Origin of the sequence: Aeromonas sp. s9 (genome assembly GCF_040907765.1) — a bacterium.
GTDB classification, from domain to species: Bacteria; Pseudomonadota; Gammaproteobacteria; order Enterobacterales; family Aeromonadaceae; genus Aeromonas; species Aeromonas caviae.
The window spans coordinates 1-23,311 of sequence record NZ_JBFOCK010000081.1 but is presented as its reverse complement, the minus strand read 5'-3'; the positions used below and the strand labels follow the sequence as shown (position 1 = coordinate 23,311).

Here is a 23,311-nt window from a genome sequence, read left to right as displayed (position 1 = left end):
ATGAACTCCTTACATCCGGAAGATGCCGTACTGCAGAGGGTCCGGCTCGGCCCCCTGGCAGGCCGCCAGCGCCAGGGCCAGCACGGTGCGGCTCTGGGCCGGGTCGATGACGCCGTCATCCCACAGGCGAGCACTGGCGTAATAGGGGTGACCCTGGCGCTCGTATTGCGCGATCACCGGGGCGCGAATGGCGGCCGCCTCCGACTCGCCCAGAGTCTTGCCCTCGGCGGCGAGCTTGTCCCGGCGCACCTGCACCAGCACCCCGGCCGCCTGCTCGCCCCCCATGACGGAGATGCGGCTGTTGGGCCAGCTGAAGAGAAAATCCGGTTCATAGGCGCGCCCGCACATGCCGTAGTTGCCGGCGCCGAAGCTGCCGCCGACGATCAGTGTGATCTTGGGCACCCGGCTGCAGGCCACGGCGGTCACCAGCTTGGCGCCGTGCTTGGCGATCCCCTCTTTCTCCGCCCTACTCCCCACCATAAAGCCGGTGATGTTTTGCAGAAACAGCAGCGGGATCCCCCGTTGGTTGCAGAGCTGGATGAAGTGGGCTCCCTTCTGGGCGCTGTCGCTGTGCAGCACGCCGTTGTTGGCGAGGATCCCCACCTGCATGCCCTCAATGCGGGAAAAACCCGTCACCAAGGTAGTGCCGAACAACGCCTTGAATTCGTCAAACACAGAGCCATCCACCAGCCGGGCGATCAATTCTCGTGCGTCAAAGGGGCGCTTGAGACTGGTGCCCACCAGGCCGTAGAGCTCCTCGATGGGGTAGTGCGGCTCATCATAGGAGGGAGCGGATGGGGCGGGTGACGCCGCCGTCTGGTTGTCCCCCAGGTTGCTTACCAGGGTGCGGGCGATGGCCAGGGCATGGGCATCGTCCCGGGCCATGTGATCCGCCACCCCGGAGTGGACGCAGTGCACCTCGGCGCCGCCCAAGGCTTCTGCGCTGATCTCCTCGCCGGTGGCGGCCTTGACCAGGGGCGGGCCCGCCAGAAAGAGGGTGGCCTGTTCCCTGACCATGATCGACTCGTCCGCCATGGCGGGCACGTAGGCGCCCCCGGCGGTACAGAGCCCCATCACCAGCGCCAGCTGGGGGATGCTCTGGGCCGACATGCGAGCCTGGTTGTAGAAGATGCGGCCAAAATGCTCCCGGTCGGGGAATACCTCGTCCTGCATGGGCAGGAAGGCGCCGCCGGAATCCACCAGATAGAGGCAGGGGAGGCGCAGCCGCTCGGCGATGGCCTGAGCGCGCAGGTGTTTCTTCACCGTGAGCGGGTAGTAGGTGCCGCCCTTCACGGTGGCGTCATTCACCACCAGCATGCACAGGCGCCCAGAGATCCGGCCGATGCCGGTGAGGATGCCGGCGGCGGGCACTGGCTCGTCATAGACCTGCCAGCCGGCCAGTGCCGACAGTTCGAGAAAGGGAGAGCCCGGGTCCAGCAGCTGGTCGATGCGCTCGCGGGGCAGCAGCTTGCCGCGGGCCTGATGGCGGGCGTTGTTGGCAGCACCGCCGCCCAAGGCTATCTCCTCCAGGCGGGCATTGAGATCGTCGACCAGGGCCTGCATGGCGGCCCTATTGGCCTCATAGTCGGTGCTCGCGGTGTCGAGGCGGGAGTGGATCCTGCTCATGCGTTATCCCCCATCAGCTCGCGGCCGATGAGCCAGCGGCGGATCTCCGAGGTGCCGGCGCCGATCTCGTAGAGCTTGGCGTCCCGCAGCAGGCGGCCGGTGGGGTATTCGTTGATATAGCCGTTGCCGCCGAGCAGCTGGATGGCATCGAGGGCCATCTGGGTGGCATTTTCGGCGGCAAACAGGATGGCGGCGGCGCAATCCTTGCGGCTGGTGCGGCCCTGATCGCAGGCGCTCGCCACCGAATAGACTAGCGCCCGGCTGCTGGCGAGACGGGTATACATGTCGGCGAGCTTGCCCTGCACCAGCTGGAACTCGCCGATGGCCTGACCGAACTGCTTGCGCTCGCGCACATAGGGAAGCACCACGTCCATGCAGGCCTGCATGATGCCAAGGGGGCCTGCTGCCAGCACCACCCGTTCGTAGTCGAGCCCGCTCATCAGTACCTTGACCCCGCCGTGCAGGGGACCCAGCAGGTTCTCCTGTGGCACTCGGCAGTTGTCGAACACCAGCTCGCAGGTACTGGATCCGCGCATGCCGAGCTTGTCGAGCTTCTGGGCGGTGGAAAAACCGGGAGTCCCCGCCTCGACGATAAAGGCGGAAATCCCTTTGGGCCCGGCGGCGGCATCGGTCTTGGCATAGATGACGAAGGTGTCGGCATCGGGCCCATTGGTGATCCACATCTTGTTGCCGTTCAGCACGAAGTGATCCCCCTCGCGCACCGCAGTGAGGCGCATGCTCACCACGTCGGAGCCGGCACCCGGCTCGCTCATGGCCAGCGCCCCCACGTGTTTGCCGCTGACGAGGGAGGGCAGATATCTCGCCTTCTGATCAGGGGTGCCGTGGCGGTGGATCTGGTTGATGCAGAGATTGGAGTGGGCGCCGTAGGAGAGGCCGACCGAGGCGCTGGCGCGGCTCACCTGCTCCATCACCAGCACATGGGCCAGATAGCCGAGGTTCACCCCGTCATACTCCTCCGCCACCGTGATGCCGTGCAGCCCCAGCTCACCCATGCGGGGCCAGAGATCCCGAGGGAAAGCGTTGCTCTGATCGATCTCGCTGGCGCGCGGTGCGATCACTTTCTGGCAGAAAGCCTCGACCTGTTCGGTCAGGGCCTGGAGGGTTTCATCCATCAGGGCATGCATCCGTGCTCTCCTTGGTGCAGTGGACTGCCGATTTCCCCTGCCATCAGGGTGATGACTGGTCAGTCCATTCGTGATTCAAGTTTACGTTAGCGTAAACGTAAGTGAGTTGTTAGTCTAAGGTAAATTCGATGGCAGCCCGTCGCAAGGGCTACCCGGGTAGATGAGCGCAAGGAGTGAACAGGATGTGCAACAGCAACATGGATGTGGCCGGCCCAGGGTGGCCTGCCATCGCCTGCCCACGGGCTAGGAGGGGGGCATGAGCCAGCATCACACCCAGTACGGGGATCTGCCGCTCTACATCGGTGGCGAGGCGTGTCCGTCCGCAAGCGAGGAGTGGATAGAGGTGACCGACCCGGCGGACCAGCATCTGCTGGCGCGGGTGCCTAAGGCTACCCCGGCCGAGATCGAGCACGCGGTACGTACCGCCCACGACGCCTATCTGCTGTGGCGGGAGGTGCCGGCCCCCGAGCGGGCCCGGGTGATGTTCAACTACCAGCATCTGTTGAAAATGCATCACGACGAGCTGGCGACCCTGCTGGCCCAGGAAACCGGCAAGAACCTGGCGGATGCCAAGGGGGATGTGTGGCGCGGCATCGAGGTGGTGGAGCAGGCCTGCTCCATCGCCAGCCAGACCCTGGGGGAGACCATGGGCAACGTGGCGCGCCGGGTGGATGGCCACTCCTGGGTGCAGCCCCTCGGGGTCTGCGTCGGCATCACTCCCTTCAACTTCCCGGCCATGATCCCGCTGTGGATGTTCCCGCTGGCGGTGGCCTGCGGCAACGGCTTCGTGCTCAAGCCCTCCGAGCAGGATCCTCTCACCCCCATGCGCCTGGCCGAGCTGTTTACCGAGGCGGGGGCCCCCAGGGGCATTCTGTCGGTGGTGCATGGCGGCGCCGAGCAGGTGGATGCGCTGCTGGCCCATCCCGATGTCAAGGCAGTCAGTTTCGTGGGCTCGGCCCGGGTCGGGGCCCATGTCTATCGCACCGCCACCGACCAGCTCAAGCGGGCTCAGTGCTTTGTCGGCGCCAAGAACCACATGGTGATCATGCCGGATGCCAACAAGGCGCAGGTGCTCAGCAACCTGGTGGGAGCCGGGGTCGGCGCCGCCGGTCAGCGCTGCATGGCCATCAGCGTGGCGGTGTTCGTGGGGAGCGCCAGGGAGTGGATTCCCGAGCTCGCCGCCGAGTTCGCCAAGGTGAAACCCGGCGTCTGGCACGACCCCGAGGCGGCGTATGGCCCCCTCATCAGCCCGGAGGCGAAAGTCAGGGTGGAGGGGCTTATCGAGGCAGGGATTGCCGAGGGAGCCGAGTGCCTCTTGGACGGCCGTTTTTGCGACGTACCCGGCTACCCGGTGGGCAACTGGGTGGGGCCGACCCTGTTTCGCGGCGTGACCCCCGAGATGCGCATCTACAAGGAGGAGATCTTCGGGCCCGTGCTGGCCTGCCTCGAGGTGGGGAGCCTGGATGAGGCGCTTGCCCTCATCAACGCCAACCCCTATGGCAACGGCACCTCCCTCTTCACCGGCTGTGGCGCCGCCGCTCGCAAGTTCCGCCACGAGGTGGCGGTGGGCCAGGTGGGGATCAACGTGCCCATCCCGGTGCCGCTGCCGTTCTTCTCCTTTACCGGCTGGCGTGGCTCCTTCTACGGGGATCTGCATGCCTACGGCAAGCAGGCGGTGCGTTTTTATACCGAGACCAAGACGGTCACCGAACGCTGGTTCGACGAAGACATTCCCAGCGGCCCCAATATGACCATTCAGCTGCGCTGACGGCAGGGGTTGCCCACTTTGCCCGGGTGCCCCCATTGACAGCAACGGATCGACGGAACAAGTACAAAGGAAGCGAACAAGATGGATTTTACCCTGACCGAATCCCAACGGGCCTGTGTCGAGTCGGCCGGCGCCTTCGCCGATCTGGCGCTCAAACCCCATGCCGCGCGCTGGGACAGGGAGCACGAGTTCCCCATCCCCACCATCAAGCAGGCGGCGGCGCTGGGCCTGTGTGGCCTCTATACCCCGGAGCAGTATGACGGTCTGGGCCTGAACCGGCTCGATGCCAGCCTCATCTTCGAGCGCCTCGCCATGGGCTGCACCTCCACCACCGCCTATCTCACCATCCACAACATGGTGAGCTGGATGCTGGGCAGCTGGCTGCCTGCCGAGGTGGCCGAGGAGTGGGTACCGAGGCTCGCCAGCGGCGAGCTGCTGGGATCCTACTGCCTCACCGAGCCGGGGGCGGGCTCCGACGCCGCGGCCCTCAAGACCCGCGCCGTGCGCGATGGCGCGGATTACCTCCTCGATGGCAGCAAGGTGTTCATCTCGGGCGCCGGCAGCACCGACGTGCTGGTGGTGATGGCCCGCACCGGTGGCGAGGGGGCCAAGGGGATCTCCGCCTTCATGGTACCGGCCCAGACCCCCGGCGTGAGCTACGGCAAGGCGGAGGAAAAGATGGGCTGGAACAGCCAGCCGACCCGGGAGGTGAACTTCAATGCCGTGCGCATTCCCGCTCGCTTCCGGCTGGGGGAGGAGGGGGAAGGGTTCAAGTTCGCCATGCAGGCGCTCGATGGGGGGCGCATCAACATCGCCAGCTGTTCGCTGGGCACCGCCCAGCAGGCTCTCAACGATGCACTGGCCCATGTGCAGCAGCGCCAGCAATTTGGACACCCGATCAGCGAATTCCAGAGCGTGCAGTTTCGCCTGGCCGACATGGCCACCGAGCTGGCCGCCGCCCGCCTGCTGGTGCGCCAGGCGGCCGCCAAACTCGATGAGGGCAGCCCGGACAAGAGTGCCTGGTGCGCCATGGCCAAGCGTTTTGCCACCGATGTGGGTCACCGCATTTGCGACGACGCCCTGCAACTCTTTGGCGGCTATGGTTATATCCGCGAGTATCCGCTTGAGCGCTATCTGCGCGACACCCGGGTGCACCGCATTCTGGAAGGGACGAATGAAGTGATGCGGCTCATCATCGCCCGCCACCTGCTGGCCGACCCCGGCCTGTCGCTGGAGTAGCCTGCTCTGAGGACGCAGTCGGCGCGTCCTCATGCTTTGTGAGCCAGGTGCAGGTTGGCTCCATTCAACCCTGTCATCATGGGGCAGTTTTTTTGACAAGGACAACGCAATGACAAGGATCAGGCTCGAATATCACGGCCACGTGGCCTACATCACCCTCGATCACCCACCCGCCAACACCTGGACGCTCGCCAGCCTGAAAGCCTTCTTGCAGATGATGGTGGAGCTGGATGGTCGCCCCGACGTGGTAGCCCTGGTGATCCGCGGAGCCGGAGAGAAATTCTTCTGCGCCGGCGCCGATCTCAAGATGTTCGCCGACGGCAGCCTGGCGCATGCCCGCGAGGTGGCCGAGGCCTTTGGTCACGCCTTCGAGGCGCTGGCCCGCTTTCACGGGGTCAGCATCGCCGCCATCAACGGCTATGCCATGGGAGGGGGGCTCGAAGTCGCGCTGGCCTGCGACATCCGCATCGCCGAGCAGCAGGCCAAGCTGGGGTTGCCGGAGGCCTCGGTGGGCTTGCTGCCCTGCGCCGGCGGCACCCAGCGCCTCACCGAACTGGTGGGGCCGGGCTGGGCCAAGCGGATGATCCTCTGCGGCGAGAAGGTGAGCGCCACCCTGGCCTACGAGATGGGGCTGGTGGAGGAGGTGGTGACCGAGGGGCACGCCTGGGAGGCGGCGCAGCAGATGGCCCAGCTGGTGGAGCGCCAGAGCCCGAGCGCCCTGCGTGCTTGCAAACAGCTCATCAATCAGGGGCGAAGCACCCACAGGGACGCGGCGCTGCCGCTCGAGCGCAGCCTCTTTCTCGCCCTGTTTGACGATGCCAACCAGCGCGAAGGGGTGGCGGCCTTCCTGGAGAAGCGGGCCCCGCGCTGGCGTTACGACCAATTCAAACCGAAAGAGTGAGGGAGTGAAGGATGAATGAGGTAATGATGGCGACCCGCCATGTCGCAGGGGCAGATACCCGGTCTGCGGGGGCCGACCATGAGTGAGCCCGTGCGCATCGAGACCCGCCCCACGGCGGATGGCCGCCGCATCGGCATGCTGACTCTGGACAGCCCCGCCTCCCTCAACGCCCTGAGCCTTGAGATGATCCAGTTGTTGCAGACTGCGTTGACCCGCTGGGAGCAGGATCCGGCCATCGTCTGCGTGCTGCTGCAAGGGGCCGGCGAGAAGGCGTTTTGCGCCGGTGGCGACATCCGCTCCTTTTATTACCGCAAGCAGGAGGGGAACGAGTCGGCACTGTTTGGCTATGCCCGCGATTTCTTTCTGCAGGAGTACCGGCTCGATCACCACATCCACTGCTACGGCAAGCCCCTTGTCTGCGTGGCGGACGGCATCTGCATGGGGGGCGGCATCGGTCTCTTTGCCGGGGCCGGTTTTCGGGTGGTGACCGAAAAGAGCCTGTTCGCCATGCCGGAGGTGACCATAGGCCTCTATCCGGATGTGGGGGCCAGCTGGTTTTTGAGCCGCATGCCGGGGCGGCTCGGGCTCTGGCTCGGCCTCACCGGGGCCCGCTTCAACGGGGCGGATGCCATCGGCCTGGGGCTCGCGGATCATGCCATGGGGAGCCGCGAGCGGATGGAGCTGCCAGCGCGCCTCGCCGCCCTCGACTGGTCCGCAGGCGACCCCTGCGAGCAGATCGAGGCGCTGCTCACCGATTTGCAGGAGGCCCCTGGTCAGGCATTGCCGCCTCCCGTACTGCTGCCCCACCAGGCCCGCATCGATGCGCTGTTGGCTGGCCGCTCTCTGCAAGGGGTGCTGGCACGCCTCGAGGACGCCGAGCTGGACGAACCGGCGCTGACTCTGGGGCGGGAGACCTGCCTTCGCGGCAGCCCTATCAGCCGCGCCATTCTCTGGCGCCAGTTCTGGCAGGCACGGCGCCAGTCCCTGGCCGAGGTGTTTGCCGACGAGCTGACCCTCTCGGTCAATTGCGTGCTCAGAGGGGACTTCGTGGAAGGGGTGCGGGCTCTGCTCATCGACAAGGACAAATCCCCCCGCTGGCAGGCCCCGCAGACGGGTGAGGCCTGGCTGGATGCCTTCTATCGCTGGCCCGAGGGTGACAACCCCTTGCGCCCCCGCTGACGCGGGATCACACACAAGGAGCACACCATGACAAGGATTGGGTTTATCGGGCTTGGCAACATGGGGGGGCCCATGGCCGCCAACCTGGCCAGGGCGGGGCACAGGGTGCAGGTGTTTGATCTGGTGCCCGAGAGCCTGAGCCGGGCCATTGGGGCTGGCTGTATTGCCGCCGGGAATGCCCGGGAAGCGGTGAGCGGCTGCGAGCTGGTCATCAGCATGCTGCCGGCGGGCGAGCACGTGCGCAGCCTCTGGCTGGGGGAGTGTGTCGGTGAGCGGGGCGGCCAGGATCTGCTGGCGGCCCTGTCGCCCGGCGCCCTGGTCATCGACTGCTCCACCATAGACGTGGCCTCGGCCCGTCAGGTGGGGGCGGCGGCGAAGGCGCGCGGCATCCGTTTTCTCGATGCCCCCGTCTCAGGGGGCGTGGCCGGCGCGGCGGCGGGCACGCTCACTTTCATCGTCGGCGGCGAACAAGCGGATTTTGAAGCGGCCAGACCCGTGCTCGCCTGCATGGGGCAGAACCTGTTTCACGCCGGGGCCCTCGGCGCCGGCCAGATCGCCAAGATGTGCAACAACATGCTGCTCGCCATCCACATGGCGGGCACCGCCGAGGCGCTGGCGCTCGGGGTCAAGGAGGGGCTGGATCCCGCCGTGCTCTCCACCATCATGGGCAAGAGTTCGGGCAACAACTGGAGCTTGGAGCGCTACAACCCCTGGCCCGGGGTGATGGAAAATGTGCCGGCGTCGCGTGGGTATACAGGGGGCTTTATGACCCGGCTGATGGTCAAGGATTTGGGGCTCGCCATGGCGTTGGCGGAACATGCCCACAGCGCCGTGCCCATGGGGGCCCTGGCCCGCAACCTCTTCAACCTGCACGGGAGCCAGGGCCAGGAGAACAAGGATTTTTCCAGCATCCTCGAGCTCTATCGGGACAAGACAGCGCCGGGTTAAGGGCCGCTATCTACCTATTTACCCGATAGTCTTTGACTCGACAGTCACCGGCCATCTCACCAGGAGCATTTATGGATATCACACGGAAAGTCATCGCCATCACGGGGGCGGGCAGGGGGCTGGGCCGCGCTATCGCTCTGAGTCTGGCGGAGCAGGGGGCCGTGCTTGCCCTCATCGACGTCAACCGCACCGAGCTGGAGGTGACCGAGGCGGAAGTGCGCAGCCGTGACGGCCGCTGCGCCCTGTTCGTCTGCAACGTGGCAAGCGAGCCAGAGGTCGAGGCGACCTTCGCCGCCATCAAGGATCAGTTCGGTGCCCTGCACGGCCTCGTCAACTGTGCCGGCATCCTGCGCGACGGCATGCTGATCAAGGTGAAGGAGGGGGCTCTGACGGAGAAGATGAGCCTTGCCCAGTGGCAGAGCGTCATCGACGTCAACCTCACCGGCACCTTCCTGTGCGGGCGCGAGGGGGCGGCGCTGATGGCCATCGGCGGGGAGGGTGGCGTCATCATCAACATCTCCTCCATCGCCCGGGCCGGCAACATGGGCCAGAGCAACTATGCCGCCAGCAAGGCGGGGGTGGCCTCTCTGGTGGTCACCTGGGGGAAGGAGCTGGCCCGTCACGGCATCCGGGTGATGGGCATCGCCCCCGGCGTCTTTGCCACCGACATGACGGCGGCGATGAAACCCGAAGCCATGGCCCGCATGCAGCAGGCCATCCCGGTGGGCACCCTGGGGCAGGCGGCGCAGCTGGCCCAGACGGTGCAGTTCATCCTTGCCAACGACTATCTGTCGGGGCGGATGATCGAGCTGGACGGCGGCTTGAGGCTCTAGTCCCCCCCCCTGCATATACCCTCTCTGACGCCCCTCCTGCAGGGGCGTTTTTACAGGGGAAAGGCCCCAGAGCAAGGGTGCATAGCCATGCAGGTCCGGCTTTTGAAAAGCGGGGCGGCATCATGAAAAGTCGTGAAATATCAACGGGTCTTTCTTAATTTGAACCAGCTCACAGGCACCCCGGGTCAGTGCTGTAAAATTGCGCGCGGTCAAGGCGGCTCATGATTGACGGCAAGAGGGATTGCGGCCGGAATAGTCATGCAATATAGTTGCCGCCTTTTTCACGGGGTACGGATTTCTAGCCCCTCCCATGTCGCGCGCTGTATGAATACGGATGCTCAGCCGCCGCCTAATAAAACAGGTTTGAGATGGACAAGAAACTGGGGCTGGGTGCCCTCATTTCGCTGGTGATCGGCTCCATGGTCGGTGCCGGGGTTTTCAGTCTGCCGCAAAACATCGCAGCGCACGCCAGTGCCGGGGCCGTCGCCCTGGGATGGGCCATCACGGGGATCGGCATGATCTGCCTCGCCCTGGTCTACCAGAATCTCTCCATGCGTCGACCGGATCTCGATGGCGGCATCTTCAGCTACGCCAAGGCCGGGTTCGGGGATTTCGTCGGCTTCAACGCCGCCTGGGGTTACTGGCTGTGCCAGCTGCTGGCCAACGTCTCCTACGCCATCGTGGTGTTCAGTGCGCTGAGCTACTTCTTCGACACGCCGGACAATGTCATCTTCGGTGACGGCAATACTCCGGTCGCCATCACGCTCGCCTCCCTGCTCATCTGGTCGGTGCATGCCCTGGTGCTGCGCGGCATCCAGGTGGCGGCGCTGGTGAACATCGTCACCACCATCGCCAAGATGGTGCCCCTCATCGTCTTCTGCGTAGCCATCCTGCTCGCTTTCAACATGGAGACCTTCACCCTGGATCTCTGGGGGCAGGGGAGTCCCGAGCTCGGCTCCGTGATGGATCAGGTCAAGTCCACCATGAAGGTGACCCTCTGGGTCTTCATCGGCATCGAGGGGGCCGTGGTGGTCTCCGCCCGTGCCCGCCATCGCAAGGACGTGGGCCGCGCCACCGTGCTGGCGCTGCTCGGCGCCCTGGCGCTCTACGTCATGGTGACCCTGTTCTCCCTGGGGGTCATGAACCAGCCGCAACTGGCGGCCCTCAAGAACCCCTCCACCGCCATGATCCTGGAAGCCGTGGTCGGCCCCTGGGGCGCCTGGCTCATCAACATCGGCCTGGTGATCTCGGTGATGGGGGCCCTGCTGAGCTGGACCGTGCTGGCGGCGGAAGTGCCCTACATCGCGGGCAAGACCGGTGTCTTCCCGGCCTGGTTCGCCAAGGAGAACAAGAACGGCTCCCCCAAGGTGTCGCTCTGGTGCTCCACCTGCCTGGTGCAGATCTTCCTCATCATCATCTACTTCCAGAACAGCACCTATCTGGCGTTGGTGAACATCGCCACCTCGGCTGCCCTGGTGCCCTATGTCTTCTCCGGTGCTTACGGCCTCAAGCTGGCGTTGAAAGGGGAGACCTACGCGGGCCAGCCCCATCAGCGCAAGCGCGACCTGCTGCTGGCCCTGGTGGCCACCGTCTATGGCTGCTGGCTGGTCTATGCCGCCGGAGTGGAGTACCTCTTGCTGGTGGCGCTGCTCTACAGCCCGGGGATCTTCATCTACTGGAAGGCGCGCCAGCACCACGGCCTGCGCAGCCTCAACCGGCTGGAGCAGGGGATGACGGCAGCCCTGCTCGGTTGCGCCGTGCTGGCGTTCTACAAGGTGATGGACGGTACCATTCCCCTGCATTAATCGGCACAATAAAGAGATGGCAAGATGCCATCTCTTTTTTATGGATAATGGCGGTCAAGTTGACCGCTGTTTCGTTATTGAAGGAATGTTTATGCTGTTTGTGGGCTATCTGGTGTTGGGCGCCTTCGCGGGCATGCTGGCCGGGCTGTTCGGTATCGGCGGCGGCCTCATCATCGTCCCCGTGCTGGTCCTGAGTTTTCACGCACAGGGCGTGGCGCCGGAGATCATCACCCATCTGGCCCTCGGCACCTCGCTGCCCACCATGATCTTCACCGGTTTCAGCTCCCTGCGTGCGCACCAGGAGGCAGGAGCGGTAGACTGGGGGATGATACGGCGCCTGGGCGCCGGCATGCTGGTCGGTGCCTGGCTCGGCGGCATGACCGCCAACCTGCTCAGCGCCAGCACCCTCAACATCATCATCGGCTGCTTCGCCTGGACCATGGCCCTGCAGATGGGGCTCAATCTGAGGCCAAAAGCGGAGCGACACATGCCGGGCCCCCTTGGTACCGGGATCGCCGGCATCGTCATCGGCTGGATGTCGGCCTTGTTCGGCATCGGTGGCGGCTCGCTGACCGTGCCTTACCTCACCTGGAATTCGGTGCCCATGCGCAACGCCGTGGCCGCCTCCGCCGCCTGCAGCATGCCCATCGCCCTGGCAGGCAGCCTCAGCTACCTCTATGCCGGTTGGGGAGACGTCGATCTGCCCGAGTGGAGCGTCGGATTCATCTATCTGCCGGCCCTGCTTGGCATCGTGCTCACCAGCACCCAGTTTGCCCGTCTGGGCGCCAGACTGGCACACCGAATGTCACCCCGGCGGCTCAAGCAGGCCTTTGCCCTGCTCATGTTGCTGGTGGGTGCCAAATTCATGCTCTTTAGCTGAACCCTTGGCCAGATTGTTGAAAAATAAGGCGAACGGCTCGCGATGCGGTAGAAAGCCATTGCATTGAGGGGCCAGTTTGCCTATTCTCCTCGTCGGTGGTCCTATTGGTCCTCTCGCATTGATAACCCGTCGACCTGGTCAGGACCGGAAGGTAGCAGCCAAGGCGGGGGACTCGAGTGCCGGGATGTGGCTGGTAGGGCCACCACCTGTTTCTGCCATTCAATAAGTTAGCTTCCTAACGCCCTTGGTCATCCACTTTGTGTGGACGACAAGGAGCTCATCGATGAATCTCTGGCTCAGTCCCCACGGCATCTGGTATTACCGGAAAGTCACCACGCTCCCCTGTGGTCGTCGTAAAGAGATCAAAAAATCCCTGCATACCCGAGACAAGCTGACGGCCCGTGCAGCTGTTGCGAAACTGCTTGCCTGTGTGCGTTCCAGAGCTAAGCCAGTTGTGCAACCCACAAGCGAGCCAGAGAACCCTCAACCTCAGCCGAATATCAAGCCTGCTGTTCCGGCGGCCAAACCGCTTGCTCCGCTGTTGTCGGTCTTGAGTGACCGCTATCTGAAAGAGAAGGCCCTCTCCTGGGCACCGAAAGAGCTCAGCAACCAGAAGAACTACATCGGCTGCTTCATCAAGGCGCTGGGGGATAGACCGGCTGCTGACTATGCGAAAGCGGATGTGGTCAAGTTCAAGGAGGACCTGCTGAACTCCGGTAAGAGCCCGACCACTATCAACAAATATCTCCAGAAGCTCTCCCTGCTGTTTAACTGGCTGGCTAACCATCAGGAGGGGGTCGTCAACCACTTCGCCGGATTGAAGCTGCAGCGAGCCAAGGAGGTGAACTCACGAAGTGGGTACACAGCGGAAGAACGTCGCAAGTTTATCGGGTGGACTAAGCAGCAGGAGCCCCACCGCAGGTGGATTGCTCTGCTGGGGCTGTTCACCGGGGCTCGAGCCAACGAGATCTGCCAGCTCTATGCCGATGATGTGCAACAGGTTGACGGTATATGGTGCCTGAATATTCGCAGTGAACGGCCAGACCAGAAACTCAAGACGGCCAACAGTGCTCGTCTCGTTCCTCTCCATCGACACCTCCTCCAGAACGGTTTCATCGAGTTTGTGAAGGGGAAGATAGGGGGACGCCTCTTCCCTGAACTGCCACATCGCCAGGATGGATACAGCCACTTGTGGGGGCAGTGGTTTAGCCGCCATCGCCCCGTCGACAAGGATTTCCACAGCCTGCGGCATACCGTGGGGACAGCCCTCAAAGATCACGGTGTGCCATTGCAGTATGCGGCGGCGATCTTGGGTCACACCAACGGGGCGATCAGCTATGACCGATACGGAGGGGATGTCTCGCTGGATAAGCTCCATGAGGTGATAGAGGCGGCCCTCTCATCCTTTGCTGATGCCGGATAAAGGGAAGAGTGGGTCTGTCGAGAAGCTGAAATTTTGGCATTTTTAAGAACTTTTTCTACGAAGCCTCATACAGAAAAAGTTCTATAAATAGCTGAAATTTCAGCAGATTAACTGCTTGGCTTGGACCCTTTTCCTTTGTTGGCGGGCAAAACGGGAAAGTCAAAAACGGCAGAGGGGCCCGCAGGCCCCCCATTCGTCATACTGTGTAGTTCGCTCCTGTCTCCGGCTGCTCTCGGTGGGTTGAGACAGTCATGTCCGCCATCTCGCTATCGAGCAGGGTCAACCCGATGACGGTTGCCTTGCTGTTATAGCGGGGGACAGCAAAGCCCTTCTCAATCAGCTTCTTCTTGAGGGCCAACTGCTTCATGGCCCATTCACCGTTCTGCTGTGCCCAGCGGCTGTAGACTGCGTAGACCTCGCTCATGGGCACTTTGGCCCCTGCTCTTGTCTGTGTACACTCTTCCAGGAAGCAGCCGACCATATCCGACTCGGCACGGTAGGTCTCGACATCCTGCTTGAGGCGAGCAGGAATCGATGCCTTGAGTCTCTGCTCTTGCCACATCTGGCAGCCTTGGATGGCCCAGTTCAGAATGCCGGGCATCTCGGCCCGTAGCTTCTCCATCAGCATTGGGTCCAGCTGTGCCTTCGTGAAGGAGGCATTGAAGGGCAGCATCAACATCCGACGCCACATACCATTGCTGGTATCGCGGATCTCGGGCTTGTGGTTACCCACCATCACCAGAGAGAAGGATGGGTGGAACTCCATCTCCTTCTTGGCGTAGGGAGCACGAGCGACAATCACGTCATCCCCTGTCATGGCCTTCACCAAGTTCTCATCCATGCGAGAGCCCTCTGGCAGCTCGTTGGCGACCACGAGGCGTGCATCCACCAGCTTGGTCAGGGACGGGTTCGGACCGGTATTGCCGTTGCGGTTGAACAGCAAGACGTTACTGCTGATCTGCCGACTGAACTCTCCCAGCAACTGCTGAATGACCGACATGAAGGTACTCTTGCCGTTGCAACCGCCTCCGTAGAGGAAGAACAGGAGTTGTTCATCGGTGCGGCCGGTGATCCAGTAGCCCACACAACGTTGCAGGAAGGCGGCATACTCGGCATCGTCACAGGTGATCTCGCTGATGAACTGCTCCCATCGCGGGCAGACAGCGGCTGGGTCATAGGCCACCGGGCTATGGTGGGTAATCATGAATGCCCGTCTCGGTGCCAACAGGCGACCCGACTTCAGGTCGATGACACCATTCGCCGTGCCCAACAGCATCGGATTGACGTTTAGCTCGTGCAGTCTTGCCGTCATCATCGGCTTGGCTAGTTCCAGCATGTTCTGAATGCCTGCCCGGTTAAGGCTGCTTGAGCCGTGTCTGAGCACGGCATAGGCCCAAGACAGCTCCTCTTTCTTGCACGCCTGCTTGATCAACATCTGTCCGATTTCCTGGATCTCTTTGCCCACGGTTTGAGCAAGGATCATGGGCGTCAAGTCATTCTGGGTCCAGTGCGTACCATCGAAGTAGATAAAGCCACCTAACTCAGGGACGAACTTCAGGTTATGCCCGTGCATCTGCACGAACCGTTCGGCGTTGGCCGAATCGTTGAGCTCGTTTTCAAAGATGGCTGTACGTGGCAGGACCTTGACGACTTCCGGCTGCTGATCATCGTCCTGAACGGCTTCGGCTTCGGCTTCGGCTTCGGCTTCGGCTTCGGCTTCGGCTTCGGCTTCGGCTTCGGCTTCGGTTTCGGCCACAGGCTCAACCAGGGTGAATGCCGCCACCAGCTCGGTCAGAGGCAAGGGGTTGTCGCCATGCAGGTATTCGTCGATGTCCTTCACACTTTCCGGCAGCTTGACTTGGGTCAGCTTGAGACCGAGTTGGACCACCTTGGAGCGGTACTTGTCGCCAGCTTCGTCAGTGTCGAAGAAGGTCACGACGTCACGGTCAGCCAGCACACGCCCCAGCCACGCCAACTGGGTCTGCGACAGCGTGCCAATGGTAGCCAGCACAGGGCCCGGCCAACCGGCATCCACCAGCGACAGGCGGTCATTCTCCCCCTCTACTAAGGCGACAGGGCCGGGGGCATTCAGGCTCTCTTCTCCGTAGAACTGCACCCCGTTAAGCCAACAGGCGCTCGGCAGTTGGTATTGGTGCTGCTTGCTCGGGTCCTTGAAAGTGAAGCGGCTGACTTGTCCGTTGCGGTCGAAGTGCGGGAACACATAGACACCACTAGGGAAGAAGTCACGCAGGAGGTCAGGGCTCTCCTGGCTGGTCTTGACCAGACCGGAGGCCAGTCGCTCCTCTTGGCTGAATCCTGCATCCTTCAGCACCTTGTTCAGGCCACCTGAGAAGCCGATATCCAGCCCCACCAACACATCCTCAGAGTGGCCACGCAGCTCCATCAACTCCTCTACATCCAGGCGAGCTTGGTAGTGACGAGCGGCGAGATTGAAGAGCTCTTGCAGACGAGCAGGTGGGGCCGTGTAGACAGGCTGTTCCAGCTTCACCACCTTGCGAATGGTCGGGGTGACTGCCAGTTCTCCCAGCAGGAGCAGACGAGCAGCATCAGATGCCTTGTCGGCTTGACCGCACTTGACGATCAGATCGAACACGTCGCCTCTTTCCTCGCAACTGAAACAATGGAAGTTGTCGTCGTCAGGATAGAGGGTAAAGCAATCGTTATGACCGCACAGTGGGCAACTGGCATCATCCAGTCGGTAGGTGTTGGAGCCGACTTTCTTGACGTCTTGCCCGGTCAGGGCCGAGGCGACATCCATAATGGGGAACTGCTCTTTGACAGCAGCAAAGTCGATAGTCAGGGAGTGGCCTGCATCGGCCAGGGCAAATTCAAGGTCAACTTGTTGGGTTTGAGACATGGTGTCTCTCCTTCGATGACCGCTGCTGTGGAACTAAAATTAGGTTGTGTGTGTTCCAAGCGGCGGTAATCAGGTCGGGTAATTGGCGCCCCCCGAGGGCTTATGGCGTGAGCCAAGGTGCGATGTGCGGGGGCGTCTGCCCGCCGACAACCCCGACTATACGGATCGGCAGAAGCAATACAACCCCTCTTTTTTCATCTCCAAGGTCCCATTTCGCGTTTTCGTTGTGAACAACGCAAAAACGGCTAATCATGAAATATTCTAATGCGAATATGATCGAATTCTCTTTGCCAATCATAACGTTGGTGAGAGGTTTGGATTTCAGCCAGGATCACACTTGGGGGCGATGTTTCATGATAGGCTCTCATTTTGTTAGACCCAAGCCCTGTGCTGTATTGAGAGCATCGCATGATCACCGACATTTCCTCACTTGCCAGTCAAGACTGGTTGCTCACTGACCGGCTACGAAGCTGGATGCTAACCACTTACGGGGTGGCTGCATGAGCGATATCAAGCTGTTTCGATATGGACAACAGGGGGTGAGTGAATTGGAAGGCAAGGCCGCTGTGGTGGAGAAGCAGCTACAGGATCTGATCGAGCAGCAGATGGCGGCCTTCCTTGGCGTTCGCTTCTTGGCCAGCGAATACACTACCGGCAAGACTCACAAAGGGCGGATCGATTCCCTCGGGATCGACGAGAATGGCTGCCCAGTGATCATCGAGTACAAGCGTTACAGCAATGAAAACGTCATCAATCAGGGCCTTTTCTATCTCGATTGGTTGCTCGACCACCAGGCCGAGTTCCGTTGGCTGGTGATGGAGACGCTGGGGAAAGAGGTGGCCGACGGCATCGAGTGGTCAGGCACCCGCCTGCTCTGCATTGCCGGTGACTTCACCCGCTATGACCTGCACGCAGTGCAGCAGATCAACCGCAATGTAGAACTGATCCGCTACAAGCTGTTTAGCAGCGATCTGCTGATGCTGGAGTTGGTCAATGCGGTGACCAGCCAGATCAATAAACCCTCCACCCCGACAGAGCTTGGCCTGCCACCACCGATACCTGTGAGTGAATCAGTCCAAGCCTCCAATGGCCATGTCCGTACCAATGCTGAACGTCTGGCTGCCGCCAGTCCTTCGCTGCGTACCCTACACGAGTCAGTGTGCGATTTTATTGAGGCGCTGGGTGATGAGGTGCAACGTAAGGAGCTCAAGCTCTATACGGCCTTCAAGAAGATTCGCAACTTTGTTTGCGTGGTGATTGCCTCCACCCAGCAGAACCCTCACCTCAAGCTCTACCTCAATCTCGACCCAGATACCGTCGAGCTAGTGGAGGGGAGGATTGTCGATGCCCGCAACAAGGGCCACTGGGGAACCGGTGATCTGGAGCTGACCATACGCCACCAGCAGGACTGGGAGAAGGTTATCCATTTGATTGAGCGATCTTACCAAGAGAACTGATAAAGAGTGGTAGGGGTCACAGTGCCAGCTCAGTAGTTCGCCCAACCTTACAAAGCAAGTTCTTAAGGATGTTACCCAGTGAAAATTAGAAAATTAAAAATCAAGAACTTTCGCGGGATAGCGAGTCTTGATTGGAACCTTCCGGTGGGCGATATCTTCTGCCTTATAGGAAAAGGTGACTCTTCCAAATCAACCATATTGGAATCAATACGATATGCATTCTATCCCCAATGGAATCTCACCCTTAGTGACTCGGACTTCTATCAAAGCAAGGTTGAGAACTCTATTGTCATTGAAGTGACGATTGGCGAACTGGTTGAAGAATTCTGTTCGCTCAACAAGTACGGTAATTACCTCCGTGGCTGGGACGCTGCAGCACTCAAGCTAACGGATGAGCCGGATGATCAACAGGAGAACGTATTAACCGTGCGTCTCACGGTTGAGAAGGATTTGGAGCCAAAGTGGATGGTGGTCTGCGACCGCAGTCCAGAAGGCATTCCGTTCAAGCAAGCCGACAGAAATAAAGTCAGTGTGGGTCTCATAGGTGCATACAGTGAAAGACAACTTTCTTGGGCAACTGGAACTGCATTGGCCAAAGTGACAGAAACACAAAGTTTGAATGAGCTGCTAGCAAACGCCTCAAGAACTGCCAGAACATCACTTGATGTTGATCGGCCTATCACTCTTAAGAATTTTGACGCTGCTGCGGCAAAGTCACAGGAGTTAGCTAAGTCGTTGGGTGTCCCCGTGCGAGATACCTACAAGGCTCACCTCGATCTAGCCTCCATAAACCTAAAGGTGGGCGGACTGGCGTTACATGACGGTGACATGCCGCTGCGTCAGTTGGGCCTTGGGTCTAGGCGAATGCTGCTGTGTGGCATTCAGACGGTGGGCCTAGAAGAAGGTCATATCACCTTGTTTGATGAGGTGGAATTTGGTTTGGAGCCGCATCGGATCACTCGCCTAATCAAGCATGTAAGAGATGACAAACGCGGGCAGTACTTTCTCACGACTCACTCTCCTATCGTGTTGCGGGAACTTACGGTGAAAGAGCTTCACATCGTTCACAACAAGGATGGAGTGGTCCAGATCATTTCTGCTGCCAAGGAAGGCCTTGAAGAGCATGAGATGCAGGGGAAAATTAGGTCAAGCACAGAAGCATTTCTCGCTAAGAAAGTAGTGGTGTGCGAAGGTGCTACAGAGGTCGGCTTCTTAAGGGGTTTTGACGACTATCAGTTGGAGAATCAAAAGGACCCGTTTTCATTCCACGGCGTAGCGTTAGTAGATGCAAAGGGTGCTAGCAAGGTGAAGGCGCTTGCGAAAGCTTTCAAATCGCTCTGCTATGATGTGTCGGTGCTTGCTGATGGTGACGCTGAGAAGCAGTTTTCTCCAGCCGATGAGATAGAACTTGTTGAATTAGGAATTCAGGTCAGGGTATGGAGTGACAAACTTTCACTGGAGGAGCGGGCTTTCTTAGATCTGCCGTGGGCTAATGTGTTGGACAGTTTAAACCTCGCTCGAGAAACGCTCGGTTACCCTGTATATGATCAGACTCGAGCTGAATTCCGTGAGGATCTGAACACTGATACTAGTCTATGGAAAGACTCGCCCAAGCTGCGAACTGCCATTGGTGTTGCTGCGAAGAAAGCTGGTTGGTTTAAGGACACGACGAGAGGCGACTTATGGTTCAAGGCCATAAGCACTGCCTTCGGGGACGCAGCATTCATCAAAAAAAATCTTGCGCTTGAACTCAGCAAGCTTTGGGCGTGGGTAGAGCATGTCTGAGGAACTGGCAATCAAGCTCAACGATTGCACAACCAAAGGGTATGTGATCGCACCTGCAGGCTACGGAAAGACACATCTCATCGCGTTGGCAGTGCGTGCCTCTGGCGGCAGGCAGCTTATCTTGACCCACACCTTTGCGGGTGTGAATTCGATCAAAACCAAGTTGACAGCCCTTGGTGTCCCTGTCTCCAAATATCAGGTGGATACGATTGCAAGCTGGTCACTGCGGCTTTGCTTGGCTTATCCCAAGACTTCGGGGTGGGAGACGGAAAATCCGATCAGCAAACAATGGAACATGCTCTATGGGTGCTGTTCTGGTTTGCTGAAGATGAAGTTCATTCGCCGCGTCGTAGCAGCCACCTACGCTGGCGTCTATGTAGACGAGTACCAAGACTGCTCTGATTCGCAGCACTCGCTGGTCTGCTCCTTGGCTGAGTTCTTGCCCTGCCGGATCTTGGGCGATCCCATGCAGGCCATCTTTGACTTTGACGAAGGCAAGCCTGTGGACTGGGATGCGAGCGTCTACCCCACTTTTGACTGTTTGGGGCAATTGGAAATCCCTTGGCGTTGGGTGAAAGCGGGAGCATCGGAACTTGGTGCTTGGCTGAAAGAGGCACGAAAGAAAATAGAGCAGGGCCAGAAGATAGACCTGCTTGGCAAGCTGCCACCTAGTGTGATTAGGGTTTGCACGGATCCTGAATATCTCGCTTCAAAGCAGTATTCGTCTCTTTGTGACCAGCTGAATCACAACGATAGCGTGATTGCTTTGCATGGTGGGGACCCGCAGTCTAAGAACAAGACTCACCTATTAGCCAGAACCATGGGTGGTCGATTTTCCTCCATTGAAGAAGTTGAAGGCAAAGAACTTCACTCGTTCCTCAAGAAGTTTGAATCTGCGAAGACCGTGCCGGCTGGATTCCTTCTTGCGTTAGAGTTTGCAAAGAAATGCTTCACTGGTGTGAGCGGTGTATTGACAGCTGGCACCAAACGAGGCGAAGTTGCGAAACAAAGTAAAGGGACCAAATACCCCTTGGTTTTGCATGCGGCGAATGATTATCTGAAAAAACCAACAAGCAGCCACCTTAAATCATTCTTCCTGGCGTTGAAGGCCAACCCAGATATATCGGCTTATCGTCGTGACCTATTGTATCGTCTTCTCAACGTGTTGAGGATGCACATTGACGGTGAAAAAGGAACAACTCTTTCGGAGGTGGCAAAAATTTACCAGAGCGAGATGAGGCATGCGGGACGGCCTCTCAGCCATCGAAAACTCATCGGAACAACGCTGTTGGTCAAAGGGTTGGAATACGATCATGCGGTCATCTTGGATGCTGATGCACTTGATGCAAAGCATCTGTATGTTGCGATAACTCGTGGGTCGAAGTCCCTCACCATCATAGGGACAGGTAGATACTTGCCGAGGAAGTGATGAGAGGCAGTGAACGATCTGTTTGGTCTGGAAGTGACTGATGGGGACAAGCTCGACTGGGTGCAGGGGATGGTGACCAAGCTGAGTGAAAACGGCCCCCTGATGGAACAGGTCCGCAATAACCCACGGGAATCGATTCTGCATGGCGATTTCCCGAATGCGGTGGATGAAGCCGTCATCGGACGAATGGAAACCCAGCAGGGCATGTCGCTGACGTACCTCTCTCACCCCGATAAAGCCAGGGCATTGCAGAATATGCTGCTGGACTTGTTGCTCGAGGGGATGGCTGGTCATCAGTCATTACGGACACAGAGCCAGTAGGCGTTTGCTGGAGGTGCATGTTAGGGCTGACGTGCTCCTTCAGCGGGCAACGAGACCGAGCAAAGGAAGTGAGAACACCATCCTAGGGCTAGGTAGGTCGAGGAGGTCTGCCGATCTGCTGAAATTTTGGCAGATTTAAGAACTTTTCCTACGAGATTCCATACAGAAAAAGTTCTATAACTAGATGAAATTTCAGCAGATTTCACATCCTATATGGCCCCTTTGCTTTTGATGGCGGGCAAAAGGGCCAGATCCAAAATCAGCAGATATTAGCTTTGCGGATTTCGCAGTGGGCGCCATACGTATCCTGATAGCTCTTTGGCATTTGCCGGGGGCAGAGTATGCAGATCATCTGCTTCGAAACCGAAAAGATTCATCATCTCTGACAGGGAGTGACAGAGGTACTCGCCATCAGCTCGGCTGAAGGTGCCGTCATAGCGCTGGATGAAGTTCGGGGTGAAGCTCTCACCTGTTGTGCAGACTGGTTGTGTCTGTGGATTTGACCCCATAGGTCCAGACACTTTTCCCGCTTAGGGTTGTGATACCCGACTGCGCAGAAATTCCCGTGGTGAACGGTATCCCAAGGCGCTGTGCGGGTGGTGCTCGTTATAATGCTCAAACGCGATAGCCAAATTGCCTACCGCTGTTCGGCTATCCGGTTTTGGCATCATCTCGATATAGTCTCGCTTCATCGTCTTCACGAAGCTCTCCGCTATACCGTTACTCTGTGGGCTTCTCACTGCTGTCGTTCTGGGCTCCAACCCGATTTCTCGTGCAAACGCGCGGGTCTCATGGGCTCGATACGCCGAGCCATTATCAGTCAGCCACTCCACCGGTGATGCCGGCAACGAATCCCCAAAGCGATGTTCGACAGACCTCAGCATGACATCTTGCACAGTGTCACTATCGTAACCCCCAGTACTGGCCGCCCAGTCCAACGCTTCCCTATCGCAGCAATCCATGGCGAACGTGACACGTAGTTTTTCACCGTTATCGCAGCGAAACTCGAAGCCATCTGAGCACCACCGTCGATTGCTCTCCTTGACGGCAACACGCCCCTTATGTGCCTGCTGGGCCAATGGTGCAGCTGGTTTTCTTTCCAGCAGCAAGCCATGTTCGCGCATGACGCGATATACCCGCTTAGCGTTTACCACAGGTTGTTCTGTTGCCTCAGACTGACGCCGTAACAGCGCCCAGACCCGGCGATAGCCATAGGAGGGAAGCTCTGCCATCGCCTCCATGATACGGCCAAGTAAGGCTGCATCATCACGCTGGCGATGATGACGACCATCTTGCCAACCCGGTTTTCGATGAACACGAACGGATAGCTGCGCACGCGATACATTAAGAGCCTGGCTCACAGCACTTAATCGTCGTCCCCCGGCAACAAGGGCGCATGCGCAATCCATTTTTTTGCTCGACCATACTCCACGGCTTCTTTGAGGATCTCGTTCTCCATGGTCTTCTTCCCGAGCAGACGCTGAAGCTCTCGGATCTGCTTGATGGCAGCAGCCAACTCGGAAGCAGGAACAACATCCTCACCGGCGGTGATCGCCGTGAGAGACCCTTCTTGGAATTGCTTACGCCATTTGAAAAGCTGGTTTGCGTTGACGTCGTGCAAGCGAGCAACATGAGAGACGGTCATCCCGGGCTCAAAGGTCTGCTGCACGATGGCGATCTTTTCTTGTGGAGTC

The 23,311-nt window shown here is 59.8% G+C and carries 17 protein-coding genes and 1 other RNA gene; 14 read left to right on the top strand and 4 right to left on the bottom strand.

The window, feature by feature from the left end:
• Window positions 1-9 precede the first annotated feature (9 nt).
• Together AB5Y54_RS17245 and AB5Y54_RS17240 are read right to left on the bottom strand one after the other, a co-directional pair.
• Entirely contained in the window at window positions 10-1,626 is a 1,617-nt protein-coding gene (locus AB5Y54_RS17245; protein WP_319903952.1) for a carboxyl transferase domain-containing protein, read from the bottom strand.
• A complete protein-coding gene (locus AB5Y54_RS17240) occupies window positions 1,623-2,771 on the bottom strand; it encodes an isovaleryl-CoA dehydrogenase (protein WP_324033067.1) in 1,149 nt (382 codons plus the stop codon). The genes AB5Y54_RS17245 and AB5Y54_RS17240 overlap by 4 nt, the downstream gene beginning before the upstream one ends.
• A gap of 256 nt (window positions 2,772-3,027) precedes the next feature.
• Between AB5Y54_RS17240 and AB5Y54_RS17235 the strand changes: the two genes are divergently transcribed.
• From AB5Y54_RS17235 to AB5Y54_RS17190, 10 genes are all read left to right on the top strand, one after another.
• Window positions 3,028-4,539, top strand: a complete 1,512-nt coding sequence (locus AB5Y54_RS17235; RefSeq protein WP_319903955.1) for a CoA-acylating methylmalonate-semialdehyde dehydrogenase — start codon at window positions 3,028-3,030, stop codon at window positions 4,537-4,539.
• 81 nt (window positions 4,540-4,620) lie between these two features.
• Complete coding sequence (locus AB5Y54_RS17230; RefSeq protein WP_319903957.1) at window positions 4,621-5,778, top strand: acyl-CoA dehydrogenase family protein; 1,158 nt, start codon at window positions 4,621-4,623, stop codon at window positions 5,776-5,778.
• A gap of 109 nt (window positions 5,779-5,887) precedes the next feature.
• Window positions 5,888-6,679, top strand: a complete 792-nt coding sequence (locus tag AB5Y54_RS17225) for an enoyl-CoA hydratase (RefSeq protein WP_069784716.1) — start codon at window positions 5,888-5,890, stop codon at window positions 6,677-6,679.
• Between the two features lie 78 nt (window positions 6,680-6,757).
• Window positions 6,758-7,858, top strand: a complete 1,101-nt coding sequence (locus AB5Y54_RS17220) for an enoyl-CoA hydratase/isomerase family protein (RefSeq protein WP_319903959.1) — start codon at window positions 6,758-6,760, stop codon at window positions 7,856-7,858.
• Window positions 7,859-7,885: 27 nt separating this feature from the next.
• Complete coding sequence (gene mmsB / locus AB5Y54_RS17215; protein WP_319903961.1) at window positions 7,886-8,806, top strand: 3-hydroxyisobutyrate dehydrogenase; 921 nt, start codon at window positions 7,886-7,888, stop codon at window positions 8,804-8,806.
• A gap of 71 nt (window positions 8,807-8,877) precedes the next feature.
• Window positions 8,878-9,639 carry an SDR family oxidoreductase gene (locus tag AB5Y54_RS17210; protein ID WP_368154074.1) on the top strand — a complete coding sequence of 254 codons (762 nt, stop codon included), beginning with the start codon at window positions 8,878-8,880 and terminating at the stop codon, window positions 9,637-9,639.
• A gap of 368 nt (window positions 9,640-10,007) precedes the next feature.
• Window positions 10,008-11,444 carry an arginine-ornithine antiporter gene (gene arcD / locus AB5Y54_RS17205; RefSeq protein ID WP_010674600.1) on the top strand — a complete coding sequence of 479 codons (1,437 nt, stop codon included), beginning with the start codon at window positions 10,008-10,010 and terminating at the stop codon, window positions 11,442-11,444.
• Between the two features lie 91 nt (window positions 11,445-11,535).
• On the top strand, window positions 11,536-12,324 hold the full coding sequence (locus AB5Y54_RS17200) for a sulfite exporter TauE/SafE family protein (protein WP_041215242.1): 789 nt from the start codon (window positions 11,536-11,538) through the stop codon (window positions 12,322-12,324).
• A gap of 102 nt (window positions 12,325-12,426) precedes the next feature.
• Window positions 12,427-12,523: signal recognition particle sRNA small type (gene ffs, locus AB5Y54_RS17195), an RNA gene on the top strand.
• 84 nt (window positions 12,524-12,607) lie between these two features.
• Window positions 12,608-13,747: a tyrosine-type recombinase/integrase gene (locus AB5Y54_RS17190; protein ID WP_368154073.1), complete on the top strand. Its 1,140-nt coding sequence runs from the start codon at window positions 12,608-12,610 to the stop codon at window positions 13,745-13,747.
• A gap of 196 nt (window positions 13,748-13,943) precedes the next feature.
• On the opposite strand, the gene AB5Y54_RS17185 is transcribed toward AB5Y54_RS17190, so the two are convergent.
• Window positions 13,944-16,625, bottom strand: coding sequence for a phage/plasmid primase, P4 family (locus AB5Y54_RS17185; RefSeq protein WP_368154072.1), 2,682 nt, complete (start codon window positions 16,623-16,625; stop codon window positions 13,944-13,946).
• A gap of 500 nt (window positions 16,626-17,125) precedes the next feature.
• Between AB5Y54_RS17185 and AB5Y54_RS17180 the strand changes: the two genes are divergently transcribed.
• The 4 genes from AB5Y54_RS17180 to AB5Y54_RS17165 all read left to right on the top strand — a co-directional run bounded on the left by AB5Y54_RS17180 (window position 17,126) and on the right by AB5Y54_RS17165 (window position 21,617).
• A complete protein-coding gene (locus AB5Y54_RS17180) occupies window positions 17,126-18,082 on the top strand; it encodes a DUF5655 domain-containing protein (protein WP_368154071.1) in 957 nt (318 codons plus the stop codon).
• A gap of 78 nt (window positions 18,083-18,160) precedes the next feature.
• A complete protein-coding gene (locus AB5Y54_RS17175) occupies window positions 18,161-19,867 on the top strand; it encodes an ATP-dependent endonuclease (protein ID WP_368154070.1) in 1,707 nt (568 codons plus the stop codon).
• On the top strand, window positions 19,860-21,296 hold the full coding sequence (locus AB5Y54_RS17170) for a UvrD-helicase domain-containing protein (RefSeq protein ID WP_368154069.1): 1,437 nt from the start codon (window positions 19,860-19,862) through the stop codon (window positions 21,294-21,296). Before AB5Y54_RS17175 ends, AB5Y54_RS17170 begins: the two co-directional genes overlap by 8 nt.
• A 9-nt stretch (window positions 21,297-21,305) precedes the next feature.
• Complete coding sequence (locus AB5Y54_RS17165) at window positions 21,306-21,617, top strand: hypothetical protein (protein ID WP_368154068.1); 312 nt, start codon at window positions 21,306-21,308, stop codon at window positions 21,615-21,617.
• 530 nt (window positions 21,618-22,147) lie between these two features.
• Here the strand turns inward: AB5Y54_RS17165 and AB5Y54_RS17160 are convergent.
• A protein-coding gene (locus tag AB5Y54_RS17160) for an IS3 family transposase (protein WP_368153775.1) occupies window positions 22,148-23,311 on the bottom strand; the annotation gives its coding sequence in 2 pieces (ribosomal slippage) (window positions 22,148-23,034 and window positions 23,034-23,311; 1,165 coding nt annotated over the 2 pieces). This gene is flagged as partial in the annotation.

Excerpts from the sequence above, each read along its gene's own strand:
- AB5Y54_RS17245 (WP_319903952.1), bottom strand. The coding sequence starts at position 1,626 with ATGAGCAGGATCCACTCCCGCCTCGACACCGCGAGCACCGACTATGAG.
- AB5Y54_RS17240 (WP_324033067.1), bottom strand. The coding sequence starts at position 2,771 with ATGCATGCCCTGATGGATGAAACCCTCCAGGCCCTGACCGAACAGGTC.
- AB5Y54_RS17235 (WP_319903955.1), top strand. The coding sequence starts at position 3,028 with ATGAGCCAGCATCACACCCAGTACGGGGATCTGCCGCTCTACATCGGT.
- AB5Y54_RS17230 (WP_319903957.1), top strand. The coding sequence starts at position 4,621 with ATGGATTTTACCCTGACCGAATCCCAACGGGCCTGTGTCGAGTCGGCC.
- AB5Y54_RS17225 (WP_069784716.1), top strand. The coding sequence starts at position 5,888 with ATGACAAGGATCAGGCTCGAATATCACGGCCACGTGGCCTACATCACC.
- AB5Y54_RS17220 (WP_319903959.1), top strand. The coding sequence starts at position 6,758 with ATGAGTGAGCCCGTGCGCATCGAGACCCGCCCCACGGCGGATGGCCGC.
- mmsB (WP_319903961.1), top strand. The coding sequence starts at position 7,886 with ATGACAAGGATTGGGTTTATCGGGCTTGGCAACATGGGGGGGCCCATG.
- AB5Y54_RS17210 (WP_368154074.1), top strand. The coding sequence starts at position 8,878 with ATGGATATCACACGGAAAGTCATCGCCATCACGGGGGCGGGCAGGGGG.
- arcD (WP_010674600.1), top strand. The coding sequence starts at position 10,008 with ATGGACAAGAAACTGGGGCTGGGTGCCCTCATTTCGCTGGTGATCGGC.
- AB5Y54_RS17200 (WP_041215242.1), top strand. The coding sequence starts at position 11,536 with ATGCTGTTTGTGGGCTATCTGGTGTTGGGCGCCTTCGCGGGCATGCTG.
- AB5Y54_RS17190 (WP_368154073.1), top strand. The coding sequence starts at position 12,608 with ATGAATCTCTGGCTCAGTCCCCACGGCATCTGGTATTACCGGAAAGTC.
- AB5Y54_RS17185 (WP_368154072.1), bottom strand. The coding sequence starts at position 16,625 with ATGTCTCAAACCCAACAAGTTGACCTTGAATTTGCCCTGGCCGATGCA.
- AB5Y54_RS17180 (WP_368154071.1), top strand. The coding sequence starts at position 17,126 with ATGAGCGATATCAAGCTGTTTCGATATGGACAACAGGGGGTGAGTGAA.
- AB5Y54_RS17170 (WP_368154069.1), top strand. The coding sequence starts at position 19,860 with ATGTCTGAGGAACTGGCAATCAAGCTCAACGATTGCACAACCAAAGGG.